This is a genomic window from Paenibacillus sp. FSL H7-0326 (assembly GCF_001955535.1).
Taxonomy (GTDB): Bacteria; Bacillota; Bacilli; order Paenibacillales; family Paenibacillaceae; genus Paenibacillus; species Paenibacillus shunpengii.
The window spans coordinates 1,051,166-1,071,132 of record NZ_MPVN01000002.1 but is presented as its reverse complement, the minus strand read 5'-3'; the positions used below and the strand labels follow the sequence as shown (position 1 = coordinate 1,071,132).

Sequence of the window (19,967 nt, the reverse complement as noted above, 5' to 3'; positions counted from 1 at the left end):
AGTTGAGGACCGTAAGTCACACCCACGATTTGGTTGCGGCTTATGTGTTCTCGGCTTTTTTGTTTCGAATGATGAAATACCCGACTACATTACGACCCCATATCATTATAAACATGATGCATACAAAAACCTTTGACTGAACGGAGGACCAATCCACCGATCTAGGCATGCCGTTTACGTAAGGGCTGGGAAATAGCTCACGGAATAATATAATGACCTGCAGAAGCATAACAAAACCGATACCGTACATTCCGAGGAGGTAATCCTTACGCATTTTCAATAGCTGTTCTTCCGTCATGCTGCGATGCAGCTCATGCTTTTCTTGAAATATCATATAAATAGCCGCACCTGCTGTAAACAAGGTGATGAGGACAAACTCAAGACTGAGGAAAGGTTTATCCGGTTCTCTAACCAGTCCAAAGATGATAAAGGTAACTACGCCTACAATGAATAAGATCATGCTTACGGTTTTCTTAGACATGGGAATCTCCTTCCATAGTTGTTTCTCTATCACTATTGATCAAGAATTTTGCTCTTCTTGAGTTTATTAATGAACCAAATGCCAACGATAGAGCGCAGCAGTATCATTAAAAACAATAGAATAAAATAAACATTCAGTTGTACTGCTGCCCGGTCAATCGGAAGAACGCTACCGTCAAATCTTGCTGGATTAAGCTCATCTAGAAGGTCTCGTACTTTAAAAGAAAGCAAGATAGAGAACATGAAGAGGAAAATTCCCATCTCGAACTTAGATATCTTCTCTTCATTCCGATGTTCATGAAACTCCAAAATGAAATAATATAGAACTGAGCTACAGGTAATCAATACGACCAAGATAAATTCTATGTTAGAGAGCGGTCCTTTTGAAAAAATGAATCGGAACAAACTGTATACAATAGTAAGGATATATATTGTGAGAGCGATATTTTTCCTAGACATGATCTGTATCCTCCTTGGTGGTTTCTTTTTGTTTCAATGAATGAGATAAGGCACGAATAACAAGATAAGAACGAAGAGCAGTAAAGACGGCAGTCATAATGATATAGAAACGAACCATTATATCAAACCAATCTGGTTTTGAATTCAGCAGATCTCCAACAGGTCCAGTCGTCGGCACAGGAGGATGAAATTGCAAATAAATTAAATGGCTGCCCAGCAATATTATGACGATTGAACATAGAATGATGACCCTATGACCACGAGACCATTTCATCATTTCCATCTTCGAATAAGTTTTGTTCTTCAAATTGCGCTTCTCCGTAATAAGACCATACAGAAGCACACCGATGGTGACGAGCAGACATACTGCATACTCTGCATACAAAATATGACCGTCCAGTTTATAGGTGAAATAGAATCTTCCGCCGAAAATAACCAAGATGAGGATGATCAGGCTGGCTGCGGCCGTTCGTTTAACCAATGTGCATACCTCCCTATATAGAGAAACGTGAGTAACAACGGGATAGTTAGATTTTACCATAATTAATTCCGATAAAGGATTTAGGACTGAAAAATCGAATTTTTGAAAATGACAAGTTTAAAGCTTCATGGAGGTGGTATTTATGAAATGCGGTGCGAGAAGGTACGTGGTTGTCGTTGATACGGAAGAAAATCAATTCAAGGAAATCATCGTCAAAGCCAGAACCGCCATCGAAGCGAGAAAAGTCATCCGCAAGCAGTACGGACCTAAGATTAAAATTACAAGTGTGTCACTCCTAAATCAGGAACAGGAAGGACATGTGTTATGATTAGGTAAGCACAATTTAAGGGAAGTGAAATGATGGATTTATTCTCATACAGCCAGGATGCGGAGCCGAAGGCACGATTGCTTGCTGATCGCATGCGTCCGCAGAGCCTGGATGAATATATAGGTCAGGAGCATATTGTCGGACCCGGGAAGCTGCTCAGACGGGCGATTGAGGCAGATCAGGTCTCATCCATCCTGCTATACGGACCTCCGGGCTGCGGCAAAACGACACTCGCACATATTATTTCTCACCATACCCAAGGAGAATTTGTCCGGCTGAATGCAGTCGATGCCTCAGTAAAAGATGTCAGAGAGGTCATTGAACAGGCCCAAAATAATAAGTCCATGTACGGCACGAAGACGATCCTCTTCCTGGATGAGGTACACCGTTTCAACAGCTCTAGACAGGATGCGCTGCTGCCCGCGGTGGAGAAGGGCACCATTATCTTCATCGGTGCAACGACAGAGAATCCCTTTCATTATGTGAATGGAGCCTTGCTCAGCCGTTCAACCTTGTTTCAGTTGGAATCACTGACCAAGGAGCATTCACTCCTCGCCATGCGGCGTGCTCTACATGATTCGGAGAAAGGACTCGGGTATATGAAGCTGGAAGCGGATGAGGATGCTCTTCTTCATATCGCTTCCATGGCAAACGGAGATATTAGAAGGGCGCTGAATGCTCTGGAGCTTGCCGCGCTGACGACGCCGCCTGAGCCAGACGGTACGATTCATATTACCCTTGCGGTAGCCGAGGAATCGATTCGCCGTCCCATTGTCAAAGCGGATGAGTCAACACAGTACGATGTACTGTCTGCCTTTCACAAAAGCATTCGGGGCTCCAGTGACGCGGCTCTCTTCTGGTTCTTGTATGCGGTAGAGAAGCTGGGGATGGACCCGATGACGTTCATACGCAGGCTTATCGCCGCGGCAAGCGAGGATATTGGTCTTGCTAATCCTCAGGCGATGGTACAGGCTGTATCTGCCCTTGAGGCTTACCGCAACAATGGCTGGCCGGAGGCCAAGCTGAACATTGCGCAGGCCATCCTGTTTGCGGTTGAGAGTCCAAAATCCAACCGAGTGTACACCGCAATAGCCAAAGCAATGGCTACGATGGATGAATTAAAATCGGCGGAAGTGCCGCTCCATCTAAGAGACGGACACTACAAAGGCTCTGTTCAGCTTGGACATGTGGGTTACAAATATCCGCACAATTATCCGGGGCATTATGTTGAGCAGCAATACTTGCCGATGGAGATTCAGGATGAGGTCTTCTACGAGGCAACGGAGCAAGGCAATGAGTCCAAAATCAAGCTGAATCAGGAGCGGAGAAGAATCCGGAATCAAAGAGGATGAGGGAGCTTATTTACATTGGTATCGGCGGATTTGTGGGAACGGCAGCTCGGTATGGGGTACAGGATTTGATTCAACCGGAAGAAGGTTTATTTCCTCTGGCTATATGGCTGATTAACATGGCAGGCTGCTTCTTTCTGGGGTGGTTTTTCACAGTTACTCCAGGTAAATGGAGCATCGGGCCCGAACTGAGGTTATGTATTGGCACCGGATTTACCGGTGCTTTTACTACGTTCTCTACCTTCACGGTGGATGTTGTCCGATTAGCTGGCATGAGTGAGCTGTTCCTTGGATTATTGTATGTGGTTCTGAGTGTAGCGATCGGAATATCCATGAGTGAGATAGGAATTCGATGGGGCAAATGGATGTTAGGCAAGGCACCACGGAAGGAGAACACAATATGATCTGGGCTGCTGGAGTAGGGGGCATGGCAGGCGCGATGCTCAGGTATGCGCTTGGAAAAATCATCACTCGTAAGGCAGCCGCTGCAGGATCATCGTTTCCTTGGGGTACCTGGGTGATTAATATCAGCGGATCCTTGCTGCTTGGAATCCTGTATGTTCTTACCGTGGAGGGCCTGTTGCCGCCGTTATGGTGGGCAGTGCTCGGCATTGGATTTTGCGGAGCGTATACGACATTTTCTACCTTTGGATATGAAACAATGCAGCTTATAAGAGCGCATAAAAGAATGCAGGCAGTATTGTACGTCATGAGTTCTGTAACCGTGGGAATAGCTGCTGCATTTGCAGGTATGTGGTTAACCTCATACATCGTTCATTAAAAATTTAAATAATTCCTATAAAAAAAGCAGGAAAAAAGCCATTCTTCATGGTAATACATGAGGAATGGCTTTACTCGTCTGCTTATGTGTCTGAATCACGCTTAAGCAGGTGAACCTGCAGTAACCTTTTCAACGATATCTATTGTACCGCCGCCGAGACACACATCACCGTCATAAAATACGACAGCTTGTCCTGGCGTAATTGCTTTTTGCTCTTGATCAAACTGGACGTGTACCGTGCCGTCTTCACGCCAGGTTAGAGTCACGCCTTGATCAGGCTGGCGATATCTAAACTTGGCAGTACAGTGATAAGGAGCATTTGGCACGTGATCATTACCCGCAATCCAGTTTACTCCTGTAGCAATAAGTCCGGTAGAGTACATGCTCGGATGCTTGTCACCTTGGACAACATAGAGAATATTCTTCTCTAAATCCTTATCTGCTACAAACCAAGGCTGACCATTGCCGGAGCCGCCGATGCCAAGACCTTGACGCTGGCCGAGCGTATAATACATGAGCCCGTCGTGACGGCCCTTTATTTCTCCGCTCTCGATATCGACCATATCGCCGGATTTGGCAGGCAGATAGCCAGAGAGGAATTCTTTAAAATTGCGTTCACCGATGAAGCATACACCTGTGCTGTCTTTCTTCTTGGCCGTGTAGAGACCGGCTTCTTCCGCAATGCGGCGTACCTCCGGCTTCGGCAAATGACCGATCGGGAACATGGCTCTAGACAGCTGCTCCTGATTCAGTGCATTAAGGAAATAAGTTTGATCCTTGTTATTATCAACACCACGAAGCAGCTTGTATGTTCCGTCCTCTTGAATCAGACGTGCATAATGTCCTGTAGCAACATAGTCGGCCCCAAGGTCAAGCGCTTTGTTAAGGAATTCGCCGAATTTGATCTCACGGTTACACATGACATCCGGATTAGGAGTCCGACCGGACTTATATTCATCTAAGAAATAGGAAAATACTTTATCAAAGTATTCCTTCTCGAAGTTGACTGTATAGTAAGGAATGTCCAGCTGTTCACAGACGCGGCGGACATCTTCCGCATCATCTTCTGCCGTACAATGACCGAATTCATCGGTGTCGTCCCAGTTTTTCATAAAAATACCGATGACGTCGTAACCCTGCTGTTTGAGCAGCAGTGCTGTGACGGAGGAATCCACGCCTCCCGACATGCCGACGATGACGCGGGTGTTTTGATTATCGTTAGACATCGTCATCACCATCTCTATCTAAAATTGTAATACGCGTTTTATTTTAACACACTCTACCCTAACTTACGACGTAAATCGAACAATTACGATATAGAGCACTGAATCGATCTAATTCTTAATATTATCGTCACTGTTTTTTCCCCATAAACGTCCTGTTTATGTTACCATTGTTTAATGGTTATGATCGGAATACTGTGAAATATGGCAATGCTGATCATAAGACCGAATTAAATCACGACATAAACCTTCTCATGATGCGAACGAGCTCATAATTACAAATTACGACTGGTTCCTTAGAATATTACTAAACAATGAGGTGTACACACTTGAAGATATCTACTAAAGGCCGTTACGGATTAACCATTATGATGGAACTGTCTGGGCGATTTGGCGAGGGCCCGACTTCACTTAAGAGTATTGCAGAGAAAAATCAGCTGTCAGAGCATTATCTGGAGCAGCTCATCGCACCTCTGCGCAATGCAGGTCTTGTTAAGAGTATCCGGGGAGCATATGGTGGATATATTTTGGCACGCGAGCCCATTACGATTACAGCAGGAGATGTTATTCGGGTGCTGGAAGGACCGATTTCTCCGGTTGATTTTACAGAGGAAGATGATCCGGCCAAACGTGACTTGTGGATGCGTATCCGCAACAGCATTGCAGAGGTACTGGATTCTACAACACTTCAAGATCTGATCTCCTATAAAGAGGATACTGAATCAGACAGCTACATGTTCTATATTTAAGCGGGGTGAAAGTCAAAATGAATATCTACTTGGATCATGCCGCATCCACTCCTGTACATCCTGAAGTTGCAGAAGCAATGCTTAAGGTAATGACTGGTCAATTCGGTAACGCATCGAGCGTGCACGCCTTCGGGCGTGCTGCGAAGCGTACCGTAAGCAGTGCCCGGGATAAGATCGCGGCTTTTTTGGGCTCTTTTCCGGATGAGCTTATATTTACGTCAGGGGGGACAGAGAGTGACAACCTGGCTATTTTTGGTGCCTTATCTGCCCATGAAAATAATGGAAAGCATATCATTACCACTTCCATTGAGCATCACGCAGTGCTCCATTCTTTTGAACAGCTGGAACAAGAGGGCTATGAGGTTACCTATCTTCCGGTTGATTCCTATGGACTTGTCAGCACAGATGATGTGAGATCAGCCATAAGACCAGATACGATTTTAATTAGCGTGATGTATGCCAACAACGAAGTGGGAACCATTCAGCCCATCGAAGAGATTGGAAGCATTGCACGGGAGCACGGTGTTTTATTTCATGTCGATGCAGTACAGGCACTCGGCTCTGTTCCTATGAATCTGCATGCATTGCCTGTGGATATGATGAGCTTCTCAGCCCACAAAATTAACGGACCTCAAGGTGTCGGAGCGCTGTATCTGCGTCGTGAGGTGAAGCTGAATCCGATCGCGTTCGGAGGACTTCAGGAGCGTAAACGCCGTGCGGGTACGGAAAATATGGCGGGGATTGTTGGTTTTGCAACAGCGGTGGAACTGGCAGCTTCTCATATGGAGGAGAGAACAGCACACGATCTTGAACTGCGAAGCGTGTTTCTTGAAGAGCTCAGCAAGGAAGTTGGAGAAGGTGAATTTGTGTTGAATGGCCATCCTGAACAGGTTCTTCCTCATATCGTTAACGTCAGTTTCCCTTCTGTCAAAACGGAGACGATGCTCATGAATCTTGATGTAGAAGGTGTAGCCTGCGCAAGCGGCTCAGCATGCACCTCAGGCTCACTCACGCGTTCCCATGTGCTTGAAGCGATGCAATTACCTGAAGAAATTATGGATTCTGCGATTCGATTTAGTTTTGGGCTGGGTAATACTAAAAAAGATTTGGTATATACCGCTCAAAAAGTTGGAACCATTATTAAGCGGCTGCGTAGTAGAGCTTAAGGGTTTCTATATATACGGACAGAGGAGGGAATTTGCGTCCTGTTGTCATCGGCCGAATATAGCAGCACCTCGTGCTGCTCATATTCTAATTCAAGGAGATGAAAGGGATACCCCCAAGCAGACATGAAACTTCAAGAGATGATAGGTCTTGCCGTTTATGATATGACGGTCGGCAGACAAATCGGCAAAATTGTTGATTTTTTGCTTACAGAGGACTGGAAGATTTGTGGAATCGAGTTAGACGGTAGAGCCCTTTTTTCGGGCAAGGTCAAAACGATTGAATGGGGAGACATCGTCGCTTACGGCGAGGATGCAGTAATGATTCGTAATCAACAGGCGATCCGGCATACGGAAGCTGACGACATACAATATAGCTATGCCAAAGGTCATCATAAACTAAGAGATATGTCGGTGCTTACAAGGGAAGGCTTGAAGCTCGGACATGTAACCGACGTTTATTTTGACCAGGAATTGGGAAATCATATAATAAGTCTCGAAATTAGTGACGGGTTTGTCACTGACTTGATGGAAGGCCGGAAATGGCTGCCTCTTGCAGAAGAGATAACGCTTGGCGAGCATGCCATTATCGTTCCTGCTGCAAGTGAGCAGCATCTGTATAGAATGAATTAAGAGAGCGGATATGTAACCAAGTATATGATCTTAAGTTCAAGCTATGACAGTATTAAGTGTTTAATATTCTGCTAACGGATAGGTGAAGTTAATGAAATGTCCAAATTGTAGTTCCAAAGATATAGGAAAGATTGGTTCACACCAATTTTATTGCTGGGGATGCTTTATTGAGCTGACAGTGAACGGAGATAAGATGTCAGTGTATCAAGTGGAAGAGGATGGAACGCTGAGCTCACTTGATGATCTATTCTTTGGTGATGAGATGCCTCAGGATTATCCTGGCATACAAATATCACAATAACTTATTACCAACAACTTCCTCTATGCACGGTCTAACACGCGCTAGTCATGACTTCTAGAAGAAGTATACATAGCTGTCGGTTCATGTGATGGGGATAGTCAGAAAAAATAGAAACGCTAATCGTATTTCAGCCGTTGGAATACAGTTAGCGTTTTTTTGTTGTACCTTTATGTCTCTTGGACGAGTACAGGATTAAATTGTGATGGTCCTACATATACTTACATGGATAAGCCCGTCCGAGGAGGAGACAGATGTGGAGCACTTAAAAAACAGCAAGCTGTTTCGATACGGATTGCTCATATTACTTGCCCTTATCATTTTATATTTTATTTGGCTGCTTCGGCCAATGCTCCTTGATATATACGATTTTTTCAAAGCTATACTCGCACCATTCATTGTTGCCTTAATTGTATCGTATGTGCTAAACCCTGTCGTTAGTATGCTCGGAGGCCGCAAAGTGCCTAGAAGCATAGCTGTGCTGCTTATATATGCTGTGTTTATCACCTGTCTTGTCGTTATCCTGATGAATGTCATTCCGATGTTTGTTGAACAGCTGGAACAACTGAATGAGCACCTGCCTGAGCTCAATATGCATGCACAGAGCTTAATGAATAACATGAACAGCGGTTTAATGCCTCCGGGGATTAGGACAGGTATTAATGGATGGCTGTACCAAATGGAGAATCGTTTGGCCACAGGGATCTCCGCTTTTATGGATAACATTGGCTCAACAATCAATACGATTTTCAATATATTTATCGTTCCGTTTCTGATTTTTTACATGCTCAAGGACTTTGATGTTATGGAAAAAGCGGTCGTCTCCTATCTTCCGCGTTCGCAGCGAAAATCCATTGTCATGCTCTTAAAAGATATTGATACGGCGCTCGGCAATTATATAAGAGGTCAGTTTATCGTATGTATTGTTGTCGGCATATTTGCTTACATCGGATATATGATCATTGGCATGCCGTATGCCTTGCTTCTGGCGAGTGTTGTATGTGTGTTTAATATTGTACCTTACCTGGGTCCTTTTCTGGGTGCTGCTCCGGCGGTAGTCATGGCCTCTACGATCTCTTTTAAAATGGTGCTGTTTGTCGTTATTGTGAACACCCTTTGCCAAATACTAGAGAGCAATGTAGTGTCTCCACAAGTGGTTGGCAAAACGCTTCATCTGCATCCGCTGACGATCATATTTGCGCTGCTTGTTGGAGGAGAACTGGCGGGAGTGATTGGTCTGGTACTGGCTGTTCCTGTATTTGCCGCGCTGAAGGTGATCTTTCAGCATTTCTTTATATACTATATCAAGCGGAAGACAATTGAATAAAAGTGCAGCTCTTTCCTTTCCCCAAAGGATGCGTTGACATGAACTTTCTGGAACGATATAATGAATTATGTATGTTTATATCGTAAATTCAATGATGAAATCAAGTACGTCAGGGTGTTCCCTCAGAGAATGGACTCCTTCAGCTCCTATTAACGATGAGCTGTTGGGTGTAAGAGTCCTGGAATGAAGCGGCGGAAAGCTAATTTCGGAGAGCGGTTAAAGCCGCCGGTTGACCTACCGTTATCAGGTTCTACAAGGCGATCGCTTGTATTCTCATTCGTAAGATGAGCAGCAGCGATAACCAGGGTGGTACCGCGATTAACTCGTCCCTGATCTCATCAGGGGCGTTTTTTTATTCCCTGCGGCTTTTCTCCCGTACCGGGAAAAACCTTTTTTCAATTTATTTTTTAGCCTTCTTCCTTTTCAGTGGGACACACCCAAAGCGGAGTGGGCAGAATTGTTCATAGAAGCGAAGCGCTCGTATTTGTTTCTGAATTTTTACCACTGGTAATTATTCTGATCAAATTCAGAAACAACGACGATCGGAGAACAATCTGACCATGGAGCGGAGTATCTCAAGAGGCGCGAAGGCTAATCGATATACATTTAAAAACTGGAGGTTATGAACTATGAAGGCTAGTGAAATCCGTTCCAAATGGATCGAGTTTTTTGCATCCAAAGGACATAAAATCGAACCAAGCGCATCGCTTGTACCGCATAACGACCCATCCTTATTATGGATTAACGCAGGGATGGCGCCCCTTAAGCAGTACTTTGACGGACGTGTGAAGCCTGAGAATCCGCGTCTTGCCAATTCTCAGAAATGTATCCGTACCAATGATATCGAGAATGTCGGCAAAACGCGCAGACACCATACCTTTTTCGAAATGCTCGGGAACTTCTCCATTGGAGACTACTTCAAGGAGGAGGCGGTTACTTGGGCATGGGAGTTCCTGACTGACAAGAAATGGATCGGATTTGATCCCGAACGCTTGTCCGTTACCGTTTACCCAGAGGATGAAGAAGCATATAAGCTGTGGAATGAAAAAGTCGGCCTGCCGGCTGAGCGCATCATCAAGCTCGAAGATAACTTCTGGGATATCGGTGAAGGTCCATGCGGACCTTGTACTGAAATTTTCTATGATCGCGGCGAAGCTTACGGCAATGACGCGAACGATCCGGAACTGTACCCAGGTGGAGAGAATGAGCGCTACCTCGAAGTATGGAACCTGGTATTCTCCCAGTTCAACCATAACAAGGATGGCAGCTATACACCGCTTCCGAACAAAAATATCGATACAGGTGCAGGTCTGGAGCGTTTGACTTCGATTCTGCAGGATGTAGATTCCAACTTCGATACAGATCTGTTCCAGCCGATGATTCAGCGTACAGCCGAAATTGCTGGCGTGAAATACAATGACAGCGTAGAGATTGATGTCGCGCTTAAAGTCATTGCTGACCATATCCGGACCGTTGCGTTTGCCGTTGGTGACGGGGTGCTGCCTTCCAATGAGGGTCGTGGTTATGTTATCCGCCGTTTGCTGCGTCGTGCAGTGCGTTACGGCAAAGTTCTTGGTCTAGATCGTCCTTTCATGTATGAATTGACACAGCAAGTAGCAGACGTTATGGGTGTATACTATCCAGAGGTTATCGACAAGCAAGAATTCATCGCTAAAGTGGTGAAGACGGAGGAAGAACGTTTCCATGAAACACTGAGTGATGGTCTTGCCATTCTGGCAGATATCAGTGGACAGGCTAAATCAGAAGGACGTTCTGTTATCAGTGGACAAGATGCGTTCAAGTTATATGACACCTATGGCTTCCCATTCGACCTCACAGAGGATTATGCAGCAGAGCATGGCCTGACTGTAGACCGTGAAGGCTTTGATGCAGCAATGCAAGAGCAGCGGGATCGTGCTCGTTCTGCACGACATGAGAATGAGAGTATGAAAGTTCAAGGCGGGGCGATTGCCGATCTGACGGTTAAAAGTGAATTTGTTGGATATAATGACCTCGTGACAGAATCAACGGTGGTTGCTCTTATTCACAATGATGTGAGTGTAGATGCAGTCGGTGAAGGCGATACTTGTCAAGTCGTACTTGATATCACTCCTTTCTATGCGGAGAGCGGCGGCCAAGTTAGTGACAAGGGGATTCTTCGCGGAGCAGCTGCTGTGGCTAAAGTAGAGGGCTTGATGAAAGCACCGCTTGGACAGCATGTTCATATCGTAAACGTTGAAGCTGGTGAGCTTCGCGTAGGGGATAAGATCAAAGCTGAAGTAGACAAGACGAGCCGGGATGCGATTGTCAAGAACCATACCGCAACTCACCTGCTTCACAAGGCATTGAAAGAAGTGCTTGGTGAGCATGTCAATCAAGCAGGTTCTTTGGTCGAACCTTCACGACTGCGCTTTGACTTCTCCCATTTCGGAAGCATTACGCCAGAAGAGCTGCTCGACATTGAACGTAAAGTAAATGAGCAAATCTGGAATCAATTAGATGTAGTCATTGAATATAAATCTATTGATGAAGCAAAAGCTATGGGTGCAATGGCATTGTTTGGCGAGAAATATGGAGATATCGTGCGCGTCGTTCAAGTGGGCAGCTACAGCCTCGAGCTGTGCGGAGGCTGTCATGTAAATAACACTTCTGAGATTGGTCTCTTCAAATTGGTAAGCGAAAGCGGTATTGGCTCTGGTGTGAGACGGATCGAGGCACTTACAGGACGCGGCGCATATGAATACCTGGAAGGACAGCTGGATCTGCTGAAACAATCCGCTGCACTGCTCAAATCCAATCTTAACGATGTTCCTAAGCGTATTGATTCGCTTCATCTGCAAGTGAAGGAGCTGACACGTGAGAACGAATCTCTTCAAGGGAAGCTCAGCTCGATAGAAGCAGGTCAGCTTACGGATAAAGTAGTCCAGCATGGGGATACCAAGCTGCTTGCAACTCGAGTGGAAGTGTCCGGAATGGAAGCACTTCGTACACTGGCTGATGAGCTCAAGGTGAAATTGCCGGATACGGTCCTTGTTCTTGGAGCGGCAAACGAGGATAAAGTGAATTTTGTCGTTGTTGTACCGCAGGAGCATGTGAAAAAAGGCCTGCATGCGGGTAAAATAGTTAAAGAAGTAGCAAGTGTGTGCGGCGGAGGTGGAGGCGGACGTCCTGACATGGCACAAGCCGGCGGCAAGGATGCTTCGAAGCTGGATGAAGCGCTCCGCGTAGCGGAACAGATCGTGGCAGGATAACGATACGGCTCTTCCCGCAAAAAGTTTAAAACACTCACTTTCTTTGATATATTTGCAAAGCGCCAAAATATGTTATGATATAGAAGAAATCAATTCGGCATGGCAAGAGTTTACTCTCTTGCCTTATGCAGGAGCGAGGTGTCATAAGTGGACTCCATGGATAAGACAGTTAAATTCAACGTCAAGGGTGATGTGGAAGAAGCCTCTGCACAAGAGATTCTTCTAAAGGTATATGATTCATTACTGGAGAAAGAATATAATCCGATTAACCAAATCGTAGGTTATCTGATCTCCGGAGATCCTGCCTACATCCCTCGTCACAACAATGCCAGAAGTCTAGTCCGCAAAAAAGAACGCGACGAACTGATTGAAGAACTGGTACGTTCTTATCTGGCCAATCACCGATAAGAATAGGAGAACTGAATGAAGATTTTGGGTTTGGATTATGGCGACCGAAGAATTGGTGTCGCGATCAGTGATGCCTTCGGCTGGACTGCCCAGGGATTGGAAGTAATAGAGCGGCGCCGGGATGGGGATGAATTTGGACGAATTCATGAGCTCGTTCGTGAGAACGAAGTCAGTGAGATCGTCGTTGGTTTACCCAAGAACATGAACGGCACCGTAGGTCCTCGCGGCGAGCTTTGCATGGAATTTGCACAGAAGCTGCGGGAGATGTTGGACTTGCCCGTTCACCTGTGGGATGAGAGGCTGAGCACCGTTTCGGCAGAACGAACGCTCGTCGAAGCTGACGTCAGCCGGAAGAAGCGTAAGAAGGTTGTGGACAAAATGGCCGCAAGCTTAATATTGCAAAATTATTTAGATGCCAAAAGTACAAGGTGAGGGGGACGTTAAGCTATGACGGATAATCGTTTGGGTATGGACGAGGATCGCGAGATTATTTATATTACCGATGAGGAAGGCAACGATGAGGAGTTTGAAGTCATCATGACCTTTGACGTCGATGGTTCAGATGCGAAATACATGATGGTTGTCCCTGTGGAAGCGGACGAGGACGAAGATGAGTCCGAAGTATATGCATTCCGTTATGAAGAAGACGGGGATGATATTAAACTGTTCACGATTCAGGATGAAGCGGAATGGGCCATCGTTGAAGAAACTTTCAATACCCTTGTTGCGGCTGAAGAAGACGAGGAGAATGTATAGATGACCGAATATCCTTTTTCAAGAGCGAATCTTGTCGTTACAACTCGCTTAAGAGAAACATTTGGATCTGAGGTTGAACTGGAAGATGAGAGCGGTAAGTCGGTTCCCTATGAGCTTCTCGCTGAGTTCGAAGTGTTGGGTCAAGGATATGTTGTACTGCAAGCCTTGAAGAGCAAGTTCGATGATTATGAGCTGCTTCGGGTTATGTACAATGAGAATGGAATTCCTGAGCTGATCACGATTGAAGATGATGAAGAGTGGGAGAACATTGCTGAGCTCTATGATGAATGGTCTTTACCAGATGACGAAGGCTAGAATGAGGCACCTCTACCGAGGTGCCTGATTTGTATGTTATCATAGTAGGTATGAATAGGATTGAATTATGGAAGGGCGGAGAAGTCCGCTCTTTTTAGTTATGAAGGGGTGGAATTTTTTTTGAAAGCAAAATACTTCAGACGGTTCATCGTGCTAATCCTGCTTATTGTCGTGTTAGCAGGGGGAGGACTGTATGTATGGCAATCCATGAAGCCGGTGGCTTCCAAGGACGAGCCTGTTGTCTTCACGATCGAACCCGGAACAGGTACCTCAGGCATCGCGGATTTACTTGAAGATAAGGGACTGATTCGAAACGCTCTATTATTCAAAGCATATTTGAAGCTGAACGATCAAGGTGCGAACTTTCAAGCAGGCACTTATGCCTTTCAACCCGGAATGAATTATGATGAAATGATTACGGCTCTTAATAGCGGAGATGTACAAAAAGAAGAAATGCTGCGTTTTACAATTCCAGAGGGCTATACTTTAAAGCAGATAGCGCAGAAGCTGGAGGATGAAGGGATTACAGACGGTAAGATCTTTATGCAGTTAGTTCAAGATAAGGAATTGTTTAATGACATTCCTCTGGTGGCTTCTATACCGGACAATGCAAATTACCGATATGCACTTGAGGGATATTTATTTCCTGAAACCTACGAGATGAAGAAGGATAGTACAGCGGAAGATATTATTCGTCGCATGCTGACGGAAATGCAGGATAGACTGAATGGTATTCCTGAACTGGATGCAGACCTCAAGGCGGTTAACCTGAATCTTCATCAGCTGCTTACTGCAGCTTCGCTCATTGAACGTGAAGTGGTGGTCGATCGTGAAAGACCGCTCGTTGCGGGAGTCATTTATAATCGGCTAGAGCAAGATATGAGGCTTGAAATGGATGCTACTGTTCAATATTTGCTGGATAAGCAGAAGGAGCGTCTCTTGTACAAGGATCTTGAAGTGGAAAGTCCATATAACACCTATCGGAATGAAGGACTGCCGCCCGGTCCGATTGCAAGCCCAAGCTTAAGTGCGATTGAAGCTGCGCTTGCGCCGGAGCCATCTGATTATTTATTTTACGTTACCAAGAAGGATGGGAGCTCAGAGCATTTATTTGCTGAGACCTATGAAGAGCATTTAGACAATATCGAGAAAAGTAATGAAAGTGCGGAATAACGGAGGGATGGCTTTGACACGGCCTTATGAACTGCTCGTCACAGCAAGTGATTTACAGGAAGCAGAGCGCCTGCTGAAGGCAGGAGCGGATGCTGTTGTTATTGGGGAAGACCGGTTTGGAATGCGCCTTGCGGGAAATTTCATGCTGGATCAGATTGCAGAAGCGGTACGGCTGGCGAAGACATATGATGCCAAAATCTACGTATCCATGAACAACATTATGAATAATGATGTGCTGTCTGATATTCCAAAGTATGTACGTGCGCTGGCGGAAGCCGGTGTGGGGGGAATTGAATTTAATGATCCTTCGGTGTTAAGCGCTGTTCGGGAATTTGCACCTGAGCTTAAGCTGCACTGGAACGCAGAGATGACCTCTACCAACTATAGAACCGCAAATTATTGGGGACGCAAAGGTGCTAGCCGGGTTGTCCTTGCGAGAGAATTAAATATGGATGAGATAACCGAAATGATAGATCTTCTAGAGGTTGAAGCCCAGGTTCAAGTTCATGGGATGACGAACATATATCATTCTAAGCGCCAATTGGTAGCGAGCTATATGCAGCAGCAAGGCCGCCCCGTTGAGGGAGATCTCGGCTTAGCCAGAGGCTTGTTCCTCATTGAAGCAGAGCGCAGGGAAGAGAAATTCCCGATTTACGAGGATCGTAATGGCACGCATATTATGAGCTCAGAGGATATTTGCATTATGGAGGATCTCCATCTGTTAATGGCGGCTGGTGTACATTCCTTCAAGATTGAAGGGCTTCTGAAGAGTGCGGCATATAATGAGGCGGTTGTCCGTGCTTATCGTACAGCGATAGATGCTTATACTGCTGATCCGTCCGGTTATGCCTATAAGGAAGAATGGCTGGATGAAGTGCGTCAGCTGCAAGACCCAGAGCGTGAGCTTTCGTTTGGATTTTTCTACAAAGAACAAGTTTATTGATTCGAGGTGCGAATAGGTAGAATGGAAACATTATCAAAACGGAAGTATTCAGGTAAGCGTAACCGGTTGGCTAAGCCTGAGCTTCTAGCTCCTGCAGGAAATTTGGAGAAATTGAAGTTTGCTATCCATTATGGTGCAGATGCAGTGTATATTGGCGGTCAAAAATACGGCCTTCGTTCAAACGCAGATAATTTCAGCTTTGAAGAAATGCGTGAAGGTGTAGAGTTTGCGAAGAAATATGGTGCCAAAGTCTTTGTAGCGACCAATATATACGCACATAATGAAGATGTGGATGGGATTGAAGCTTACCTGAAAAATCTGTACGAGGCAGGCATTGCGGCTATTATCGCTGCAGACCCGGCCATTATAGAGGTCGCTCAGCGTGTGACTCCAGGTATGGAAGTGCATCTTAGTACGCAGCAATCAACGGTAAACTGGCAGGCAGTCAAGTTCTGGAAAGAAGAAGGACTGCCGCGTGTCGTTCTGGGACGTGAAGCAAGCTTCGAGGAAATTCAAGAGATCAAGAAGCATGTGGATATTGAGATTGAGGCATTTATTCATGGCGCGATGTGCTCGTCCTATTCCGGCCGCTGTGTGCTATCCAATCATTTCACAGACCGCGACTCGAACCGAGGCGGCTGCTGCCAGTCCTGCCGCTGGAAATATGACCTGTTTGAAGATGTACGCGAGGAGGGCGTGTGGGTATCTGAGGAGGATATGCAGAACGCTCGTGTGCTTCAAAATTTTGAGCTCGGCGTCAATCAGATTCCGTTGTATGAGCAAGAGGATCAGGCCTTTACAATGGGCTCCAAGGATTTGTGCATGCTAGAGCATATTCCAGACTTAATTGATGTAGGAATTGACTCTTTCAAGATTGAAGGCCGAATGAAATCCATTCATTATGTAGCGACGGTCGTTAATGTATATCGACAAGCGATTGATTCCTACATGGAAGATCCGGACAACTATGTGTTGAAGCCGGAATGGCTGGAGGAAATACAGAAGGCAGCTAATCGTCCGCTGAACACTGGATTTTTCTACGATACACCAGATCATGAGGATCATATTTATGAGCCGGAAGAGAAGGCAGTACCGTATGATTTTGCCGGACTTGTCATGGACTATGATCCACAGACACAGGTAGCAACGATCGAGCAGCGGAATTACTTTAAGCCGGGCATGGAGATCGAATTTTTTGGACCGAATGGAACATTCTTTAAGCAGAAGGTTACTGAAATCTTCGATGAAGCAGGTAATCAGCTGGAGGCTGCCCGCCATCCGCTGCAATACATTAAGATGAAAGTGGACCAGCCTGTAGCGTATTTTGACATGATGCGCAAGAAGAAGTAAATAAGACTCAGGACCAAAGCCCTCGTATATCGGCAAACGAGGGCTTTTTTTTAATAGTATTCTAGGAAAAAAGTTATAGTTAATTTCTCAAAAAAGCAAAGGTTTTGGAAGAAACTTGTCGAAATAATAGATAATACTAGAAAGTTTACATAGCTATGATAATTCTTTACGGTGGGTGAATAAAAGATGAAGTGGAATCCAGTGAAAAAAAGAAAGCGTAAACATGAGGAGGAGATCCAAAAAAAGGAGAAAAAGAGACTTGAACTGGCTTTGATCTTATCTTGGAAGCAAGTATTGAAGTTTAATCCTTTGCGTTCAGTAGGTGTACGATTATTTCTTATTTTCATGGTTGCTATCCTGCTTGTCGTGTTTGGTCTAGGCACCCTGTCTTATCAAACTGCCAAATCGACGATCAAAGAAACGGCCTCTGTTGCCAACCAGGAAGCCATTCATCAAGTGGGTCAAAAGCTCGATCTGATTATGGAGCGTTATGTAGATTTATCGACACAGATCTTTTTCGATACCCATATTCAAAGCAATCTAGAGACATTACTCAGCACGGGCATATCCGATTTCGACAGATTTGAGGCAACGTCCCTGGTAGGCGAGTCGCTTACGAATATGCAGTTTACAAATGCGACAGTAGCTTCAATGACCATCATTCATAAGAATGAAGAGGTTCCTGTGATCAGCACCGGGGCAGCTTCAACCATGAGTGGTGTTCGTGAGGAAGAATGGTTTAATACCCTGCTCGAAGCCGGAGGGGTCATGTGGCTGCCAACTACAGTTGCAGAATCTGGACAGGAACATACATATCGAATGGCCAGAGCTCTTAAAAATGTGAATGCCAGTATCGGTACTTATATCATCGTAATAGAGATTAAGGCAAGTGCTATTGAAGACGAACTGAAGACTATAAATTTGGGTGAGAACGGAGTTACACAAGCAATTTCAGAGGATGGCATTGTGGTTGCTTCTACCCTTCCTGATCGGGCAGGCCGCGAAACTGAGCTCTCCTTCTATTCCGAAATTACGGAGGAAGCAGGCTCCACCGATGCAAGGAATACCATCAATGGTCAGAATGAAGAGGTTCTGGCAGTCTATAACACACTTGATGTATCCGGCTGGAGGATTATTGGGATGATCCCGGTGGTCGAGCTGGTTAAGGATGCACAGTCGATTCTCGTTACAACGATTATCGTCGCGATTGTTTCCTTAGTGCTCGCTATTTTACTAGGAATATGGATGGTACGCATGATTGCGAAGCCGCTGGTGAATTTGAAGGATCTGATGTTCGAAGGAGCGAAGGGCAATCTGACGGTGCGTACAACACATAAGAGCAAAGATGAAATAGGGATGCTCTCCGAGAGCTTTAATCTGATGATGGAACAGATCACCAAGCTCGTGAATCAGACGAATCAGACGGCAGAAGATGTGCTGCTGACGGCATCTGAGCTTAGCTCAGCCTCACAGAAGACGGCTGCAGCAGCAGCTGAAGTAGCGATCGCAACCGAACAAATTGCAGGTGGGGCTACGAACCTGGCATCCGAAGCAGAGAGAGGCAGTGAGATGACGGAGCTGATCTCAACACAGATGCAGAAGGTGGTTGGAACCAACGAGGAGCTTGATCAATCCGCTAGACTGGTTGAAGGGGCGAGCCAGGAAGGTACAAAGTATCTTGGTGAGCTGCTAGGCAAAACGGAGCAAAGCGAGCAGATGATTCGAGCGTTGGTTACAAAAGTAGATACACTCAAAACAAGCACTTCATCTATTCTGGGCATTCTGGATGTCCTCCATAATATTGCAAGACAAACGAATATACTCTCGCTTAATGCGACAATCGAGGCAGCAAGAGCTGGCGCCGCAGGCAGAGGCTTCATGGTAGTAGCAGGCGAGGTGCGGCAATTGGCAGATCAATCGAAGCAATCGATTGACATGGTTGCGGAGATGACGGATCGAATTATGAATGAAATGAACGAGACGGTAGCAGCATTGTCAGAAGCATACCCGCTCTTCCAGGAACAGATACAAGCTGTGAAGGAAACAGGCGAGATCTTCCAAACCGTAGAAGAACAGATGGGGATGTTCGTGAACAAGCTGACCGAAACGTCCGCTTCCATCGATGCGCTGAGTCAATCCCAAGCTACATTATCTGAAACGATGATGAGTGTAAGCTCTGTAGCTGAGCAGTCCTCTGCTACGTCGCAGGAGGTTGCATCTCTCAGTAGTGAACAGCAGAGTGTCGGCAACCAGCTCGTGGAGCTATCGAACAAAATGGAACGCGTATCCGAGGAGCTAAAAAGTACATTATCTGCATTCCGTATATAATCTTTTTCATATGAAAGCTGAATGATTTTACTTTCCTCCGTCCAACAGGACGGAGGTTTTTCTATATCTGAGGAGATGAACTTAATAAAAAGATAGGTTTTGAGCATAACGGAAAGGGAGATAATAGGATGTAATTGAGTTTCTTGTATAAATCCTAACTAAGGAATCAAAG

At 45.5% G+C, this 19,967-nt stretch carries 22 protein-coding genes; 18 read left to right on the top strand and 4 right to left on the bottom strand.

Features of this window, described 5'->3' with window-relative positions; genetic code table 11:
* Positions 1-40: 40 nt before the first annotated feature.
* The 3 genes from BK126_RS15805 to BK126_RS15795 are packed head-to-tail and all read right to left on the bottom strand — an operon-like array spanning position 41 to position 1,420.
* Entirely contained in the window at positions 41-481 is a 441-nt protein-coding gene (locus tag BK126_RS15805) for a hypothetical protein (RefSeq protein ID WP_076313476.1), read from the bottom strand.
* Between the two features lie 32 nt (positions 482-513).
* Positions 514-939, bottom strand: coding sequence for a hypothetical protein (locus BK126_RS15800; RefSeq protein WP_076313475.1), 426 nt, complete (start codon positions 937-939; stop codon positions 514-516).
* A complete protein-coding gene (locus BK126_RS15795) occupies positions 932-1,420 on the bottom strand; it encodes a hypothetical protein (RefSeq protein WP_076313474.1) in 489 nt (162 codons plus the stop codon). Before BK126_RS15795 ends, BK126_RS15800 begins: the two co-directional genes overlap by 8 nt.
* Before the next feature lie 142 nt (positions 1,421-1,562).
* On the opposite strand from BK126_RS15795, the gene BK126_RS15790 reads away from it, so the two are divergent.
* From BK126_RS15790 to crcB (BK126_RS15775), 4 genes are read left to right on the top strand one after another with little or no spacing between them, the layout of a single operon-like run.
* On the top strand, positions 1,563-1,748 hold the full coding sequence (locus BK126_RS15790; protein ID WP_076313473.1) for a hypothetical protein: 186 nt from the start codon (positions 1,563-1,565) through the stop codon (positions 1,746-1,748).
* Between the two features lie 32 nt (positions 1,749-1,780).
* Complete coding sequence (locus BK126_RS15785) at positions 1,781-3,100, top strand: replication-associated recombination protein A (RefSeq protein WP_076313472.1); 1,320 nt, start codon at positions 1,781-1,783, stop codon at positions 3,098-3,100.
* Complete coding sequence (crcB, locus tag BK126_RS15780) at positions 3,097-3,501, top strand: fluoride efflux transporter CrcB (RefSeq protein ID WP_076313471.1); 405 nt, start codon at positions 3,097-3,099, stop codon at positions 3,499-3,501. The genes BK126_RS15785 and crcB (BK126_RS15780) overlap by 4 nt, the downstream gene beginning before the upstream one ends.
* Positions 3,498-3,878, top strand: coding sequence for a fluoride efflux transporter CrcB (gene crcB / locus BK126_RS15775; protein ID WP_076313470.1), 381 nt, complete (start codon positions 3,498-3,500; stop codon positions 3,876-3,878). The genes crcB (BK126_RS15780) and crcB (BK126_RS15775) overlap by 4 nt, the downstream gene beginning before the upstream one ends.
* 101 nt (positions 3,879-3,979) lie before the next feature.
* On the opposite strand, the gene mnmA is transcribed toward crcB (BK126_RS15775), so the two are convergent.
* On the bottom strand, positions 3,980-5,110 hold the full coding sequence (gene mnmA / locus BK126_RS15770; protein ID WP_076313469.1) for a tRNA 2-thiouridine(34) synthase MnmA: 1,131 nt from the start codon (positions 5,108-5,110) through the stop codon (positions 3,980-3,982).
* A gap of 320 nt (positions 5,111-5,430) precedes the next feature.
* On the opposite strand from mnmA, the gene cymR reads away from it, so the two are divergent.
* The 14 genes from cymR to BK126_RS15700 all read left to right on the top strand — a co-directional run bounded on the left by cymR (position 5,431) and on the right by BK126_RS15700 (position 19,795).
* Positions 5,431-5,850, top strand: a complete 420-nt coding sequence (gene cymR, locus BK126_RS15765) for a cysteine metabolism transcriptional regulator CymR (protein ID WP_047913302.1) — start codon at positions 5,431-5,433, stop codon at positions 5,848-5,850.
* 17 nt (positions 5,851-5,867) lie between these two features.
* Entirely contained in the window at positions 5,868-7,016 is a 1,149-nt protein-coding gene (locus BK126_RS15760; RefSeq protein ID WP_076313468.1) for a cysteine desulfurase family protein, read from the top strand.
* A gap of 123 nt (positions 7,017-7,139) precedes the next feature.
* Complete coding sequence (locus BK126_RS15755) at positions 7,140-7,646, top strand: PRC-barrel domain-containing protein (RefSeq protein ID WP_076313467.1); 507 nt, start codon at positions 7,140-7,142, stop codon at positions 7,644-7,646.
* A gap of 91 nt (positions 7,647-7,737) precedes the next feature.
* Positions 7,738-7,947: a hypothetical protein gene (locus BK126_RS15750; protein WP_076313466.1), complete on the top strand. Its 210-nt coding sequence runs from the start codon at positions 7,738-7,740 to the stop codon at positions 7,945-7,947.
* A 253-nt stretch (positions 7,948-8,200) separates the two neighbouring features.
* Positions 8,201-9,271: an AI-2E family transporter gene (locus BK126_RS15745; RefSeq protein ID WP_076313465.1), complete on the top strand. Its 1,071-nt coding sequence runs from the start codon at positions 8,201-8,203 to the stop codon at positions 9,269-9,271.
* A gap of 629 nt (positions 9,272-9,900) precedes the next feature.
* The gene (gene alaS / locus BK126_RS15740) at positions 9,901-12,522 is read left to right on the top strand and encodes an alanine--tRNA ligase (RefSeq protein WP_076313464.1); all 2,622 of its coding nucleotides are present in this window, start codon (positions 9,901-9,903) and stop codon (positions 12,520-12,522) included.
* Positions 12,523-12,669: 147 nt separating this feature from the next.
* Positions 12,670-12,930: an IreB family regulatory phosphoprotein gene (locus tag BK126_RS15735; protein ID WP_047913296.1), complete on the top strand. Its 261-nt coding sequence runs from the start codon at positions 12,670-12,672 to the stop codon at positions 12,928-12,930.
* Positions 12,931-12,945: 15 nt separating this feature from the next.
* The gene (gene ruvX, locus BK126_RS15730; RefSeq protein ID WP_047913295.1) at positions 12,946-13,362 is read left to right on the top strand and encodes a Holliday junction resolvase RuvX; all 417 of its coding nucleotides are present in this window, start codon (positions 12,946-12,948) and stop codon (positions 13,360-13,362) included.
* A 15-nt stretch (positions 13,363-13,377) separates the two neighbouring features.
* Positions 13,378-13,686 (top strand): DUF1292 domain-containing protein, encoded by a 309-nt coding sequence (locus BK126_RS15725; RefSeq protein WP_076313463.1) that lies wholly within the window; start codon positions 13,378-13,380, stop codon positions 13,684-13,686.
* A complete protein-coding gene (locus BK126_RS15720; RefSeq protein WP_047913293.1) occupies positions 13,687-14,001 on the top strand; it encodes a DUF1292 domain-containing protein in 315 nt (104 codons plus the stop codon).
* A 120-nt stretch (positions 14,002-14,121) separates the two neighbouring features.
* Positions 14,122-15,174, top strand: coding sequence for an endolytic transglycosylase MltG (gene mltG, locus BK126_RS15715; RefSeq protein WP_083655907.1), 1,053 nt, complete (start codon positions 14,122-14,124; stop codon positions 15,172-15,174).
* 13 nt (positions 15,175-15,187) lie between these two features.
* On the top strand, positions 15,188-16,117 hold the full coding sequence (locus BK126_RS15710; RefSeq protein WP_076313462.1) for a peptidase U32 family protein: 930 nt from the start codon (positions 15,188-15,190) through the stop codon (positions 16,115-16,117).
* Between the two features lie 21 nt (positions 16,118-16,138).
* Entirely contained in the window at positions 16,139-17,467 is a 1,329-nt protein-coding gene (locus BK126_RS15705) for a peptidase U32 family protein (protein WP_076313461.1), read from the top strand.
* Between the two features lie 186 nt (positions 17,468-17,653).
* Entirely contained in the window at positions 17,654-19,795 is a 2,142-nt protein-coding gene (locus tag BK126_RS15700; protein ID WP_076313460.1) for a methyl-accepting chemotaxis protein, read from the top strand.
* Positions 19,796-19,967: the final 172 nt, after the last annotated feature.

Bases quoted from the DNA above. Each gene is read 5' to 3' on its own strand.
- BK126_RS15805 (WP_076313476.1), bottom strand. From the start codon at position 481: ATGTCTAAGAAAACCGTAAGCATGATCTTATTCATTGTAGGCGTAGTT.
- BK126_RS15800 (WP_076313475.1), bottom strand. From the start codon at position 939: ATGTCTAGGAAAAATATCGCTCTCACAATATATATCCTTACTATTGTA.
- BK126_RS15790 (WP_076313473.1), top strand. From the start codon at position 1,563: ATGAAATGCGGTGCGAGAAGGTACGTGGTTGTCGTTGATACGGAAGAA.
- BK126_RS15785 (WP_076313472.1), top strand. From the start codon at position 1,781: ATGGATTTATTCTCATACAGCCAGGATGCGGAGCCGAAGGCACGATTG.
- crcB (WP_076313471.1), top strand. From the start codon at position 3,097: ATGAGGGAGCTTATTTACATTGGTATCGGCGGATTTGTGGGAACGGCA.
- crcB (WP_076313470.1), top strand. From the start codon at position 3,498: ATGATCTGGGCTGCTGGAGTAGGGGGCATGGCAGGCGCGATGCTCAGG.
- mnmA (WP_076313469.1), bottom strand. From the start codon at position 5,110: ATGACGATGTCTAACGATAATCAAAACACCCGCGTCATCGTCGGCATG.
- BK126_RS15760 (WP_076313468.1), top strand. From the start codon at position 5,868: ATGAATATCTACTTGGATCATGCCGCATCCACTCCTGTACATCCTGAA.
- BK126_RS15755 (WP_076313467.1), top strand. From the start codon at position 7,140: ATGAAACTTCAAGAGATGATAGGTCTTGCCGTTTATGATATGACGGTC.
- BK126_RS15750 (WP_076313466.1), top strand. From the start codon at position 7,738: ATGAAATGTCCAAATTGTAGTTCCAAAGATATAGGAAAGATTGGTTCA.
- alaS (WP_076313464.1), top strand. From the start codon at position 9,901: ATGAAGGCTAGTGAAATCCGTTCCAAATGGATCGAGTTTTTTGCATCC.
- ruvX (WP_047913295.1), top strand. From the start codon at position 12,946: ATGAAGATTTTGGGTTTGGATTATGGCGACCGAAGAATTGGTGTCGCG.
- BK126_RS15725 (WP_076313463.1), top strand. From the start codon at position 13,378: ATGACGGATAATCGTTTGGGTATGGACGAGGATCGCGAGATTATTTAT.
- BK126_RS15720 (WP_047913293.1), top strand. From the start codon at position 13,687: ATGACCGAATATCCTTTTTCAAGAGCGAATCTTGTCGTTACAACTCGC.
- BK126_RS15705 (WP_076313461.1), top strand. From the start codon at position 16,139: ATGGAAACATTATCAAAACGGAAGTATTCAGGTAAGCGTAACCGGTTG.
- BK126_RS15700 (WP_076313460.1), top strand. From the start codon at position 17,654: ATGAAGTGGAATCCAGTGAAAAAAAGAAAGCGTAAACATGAGGAGGAG.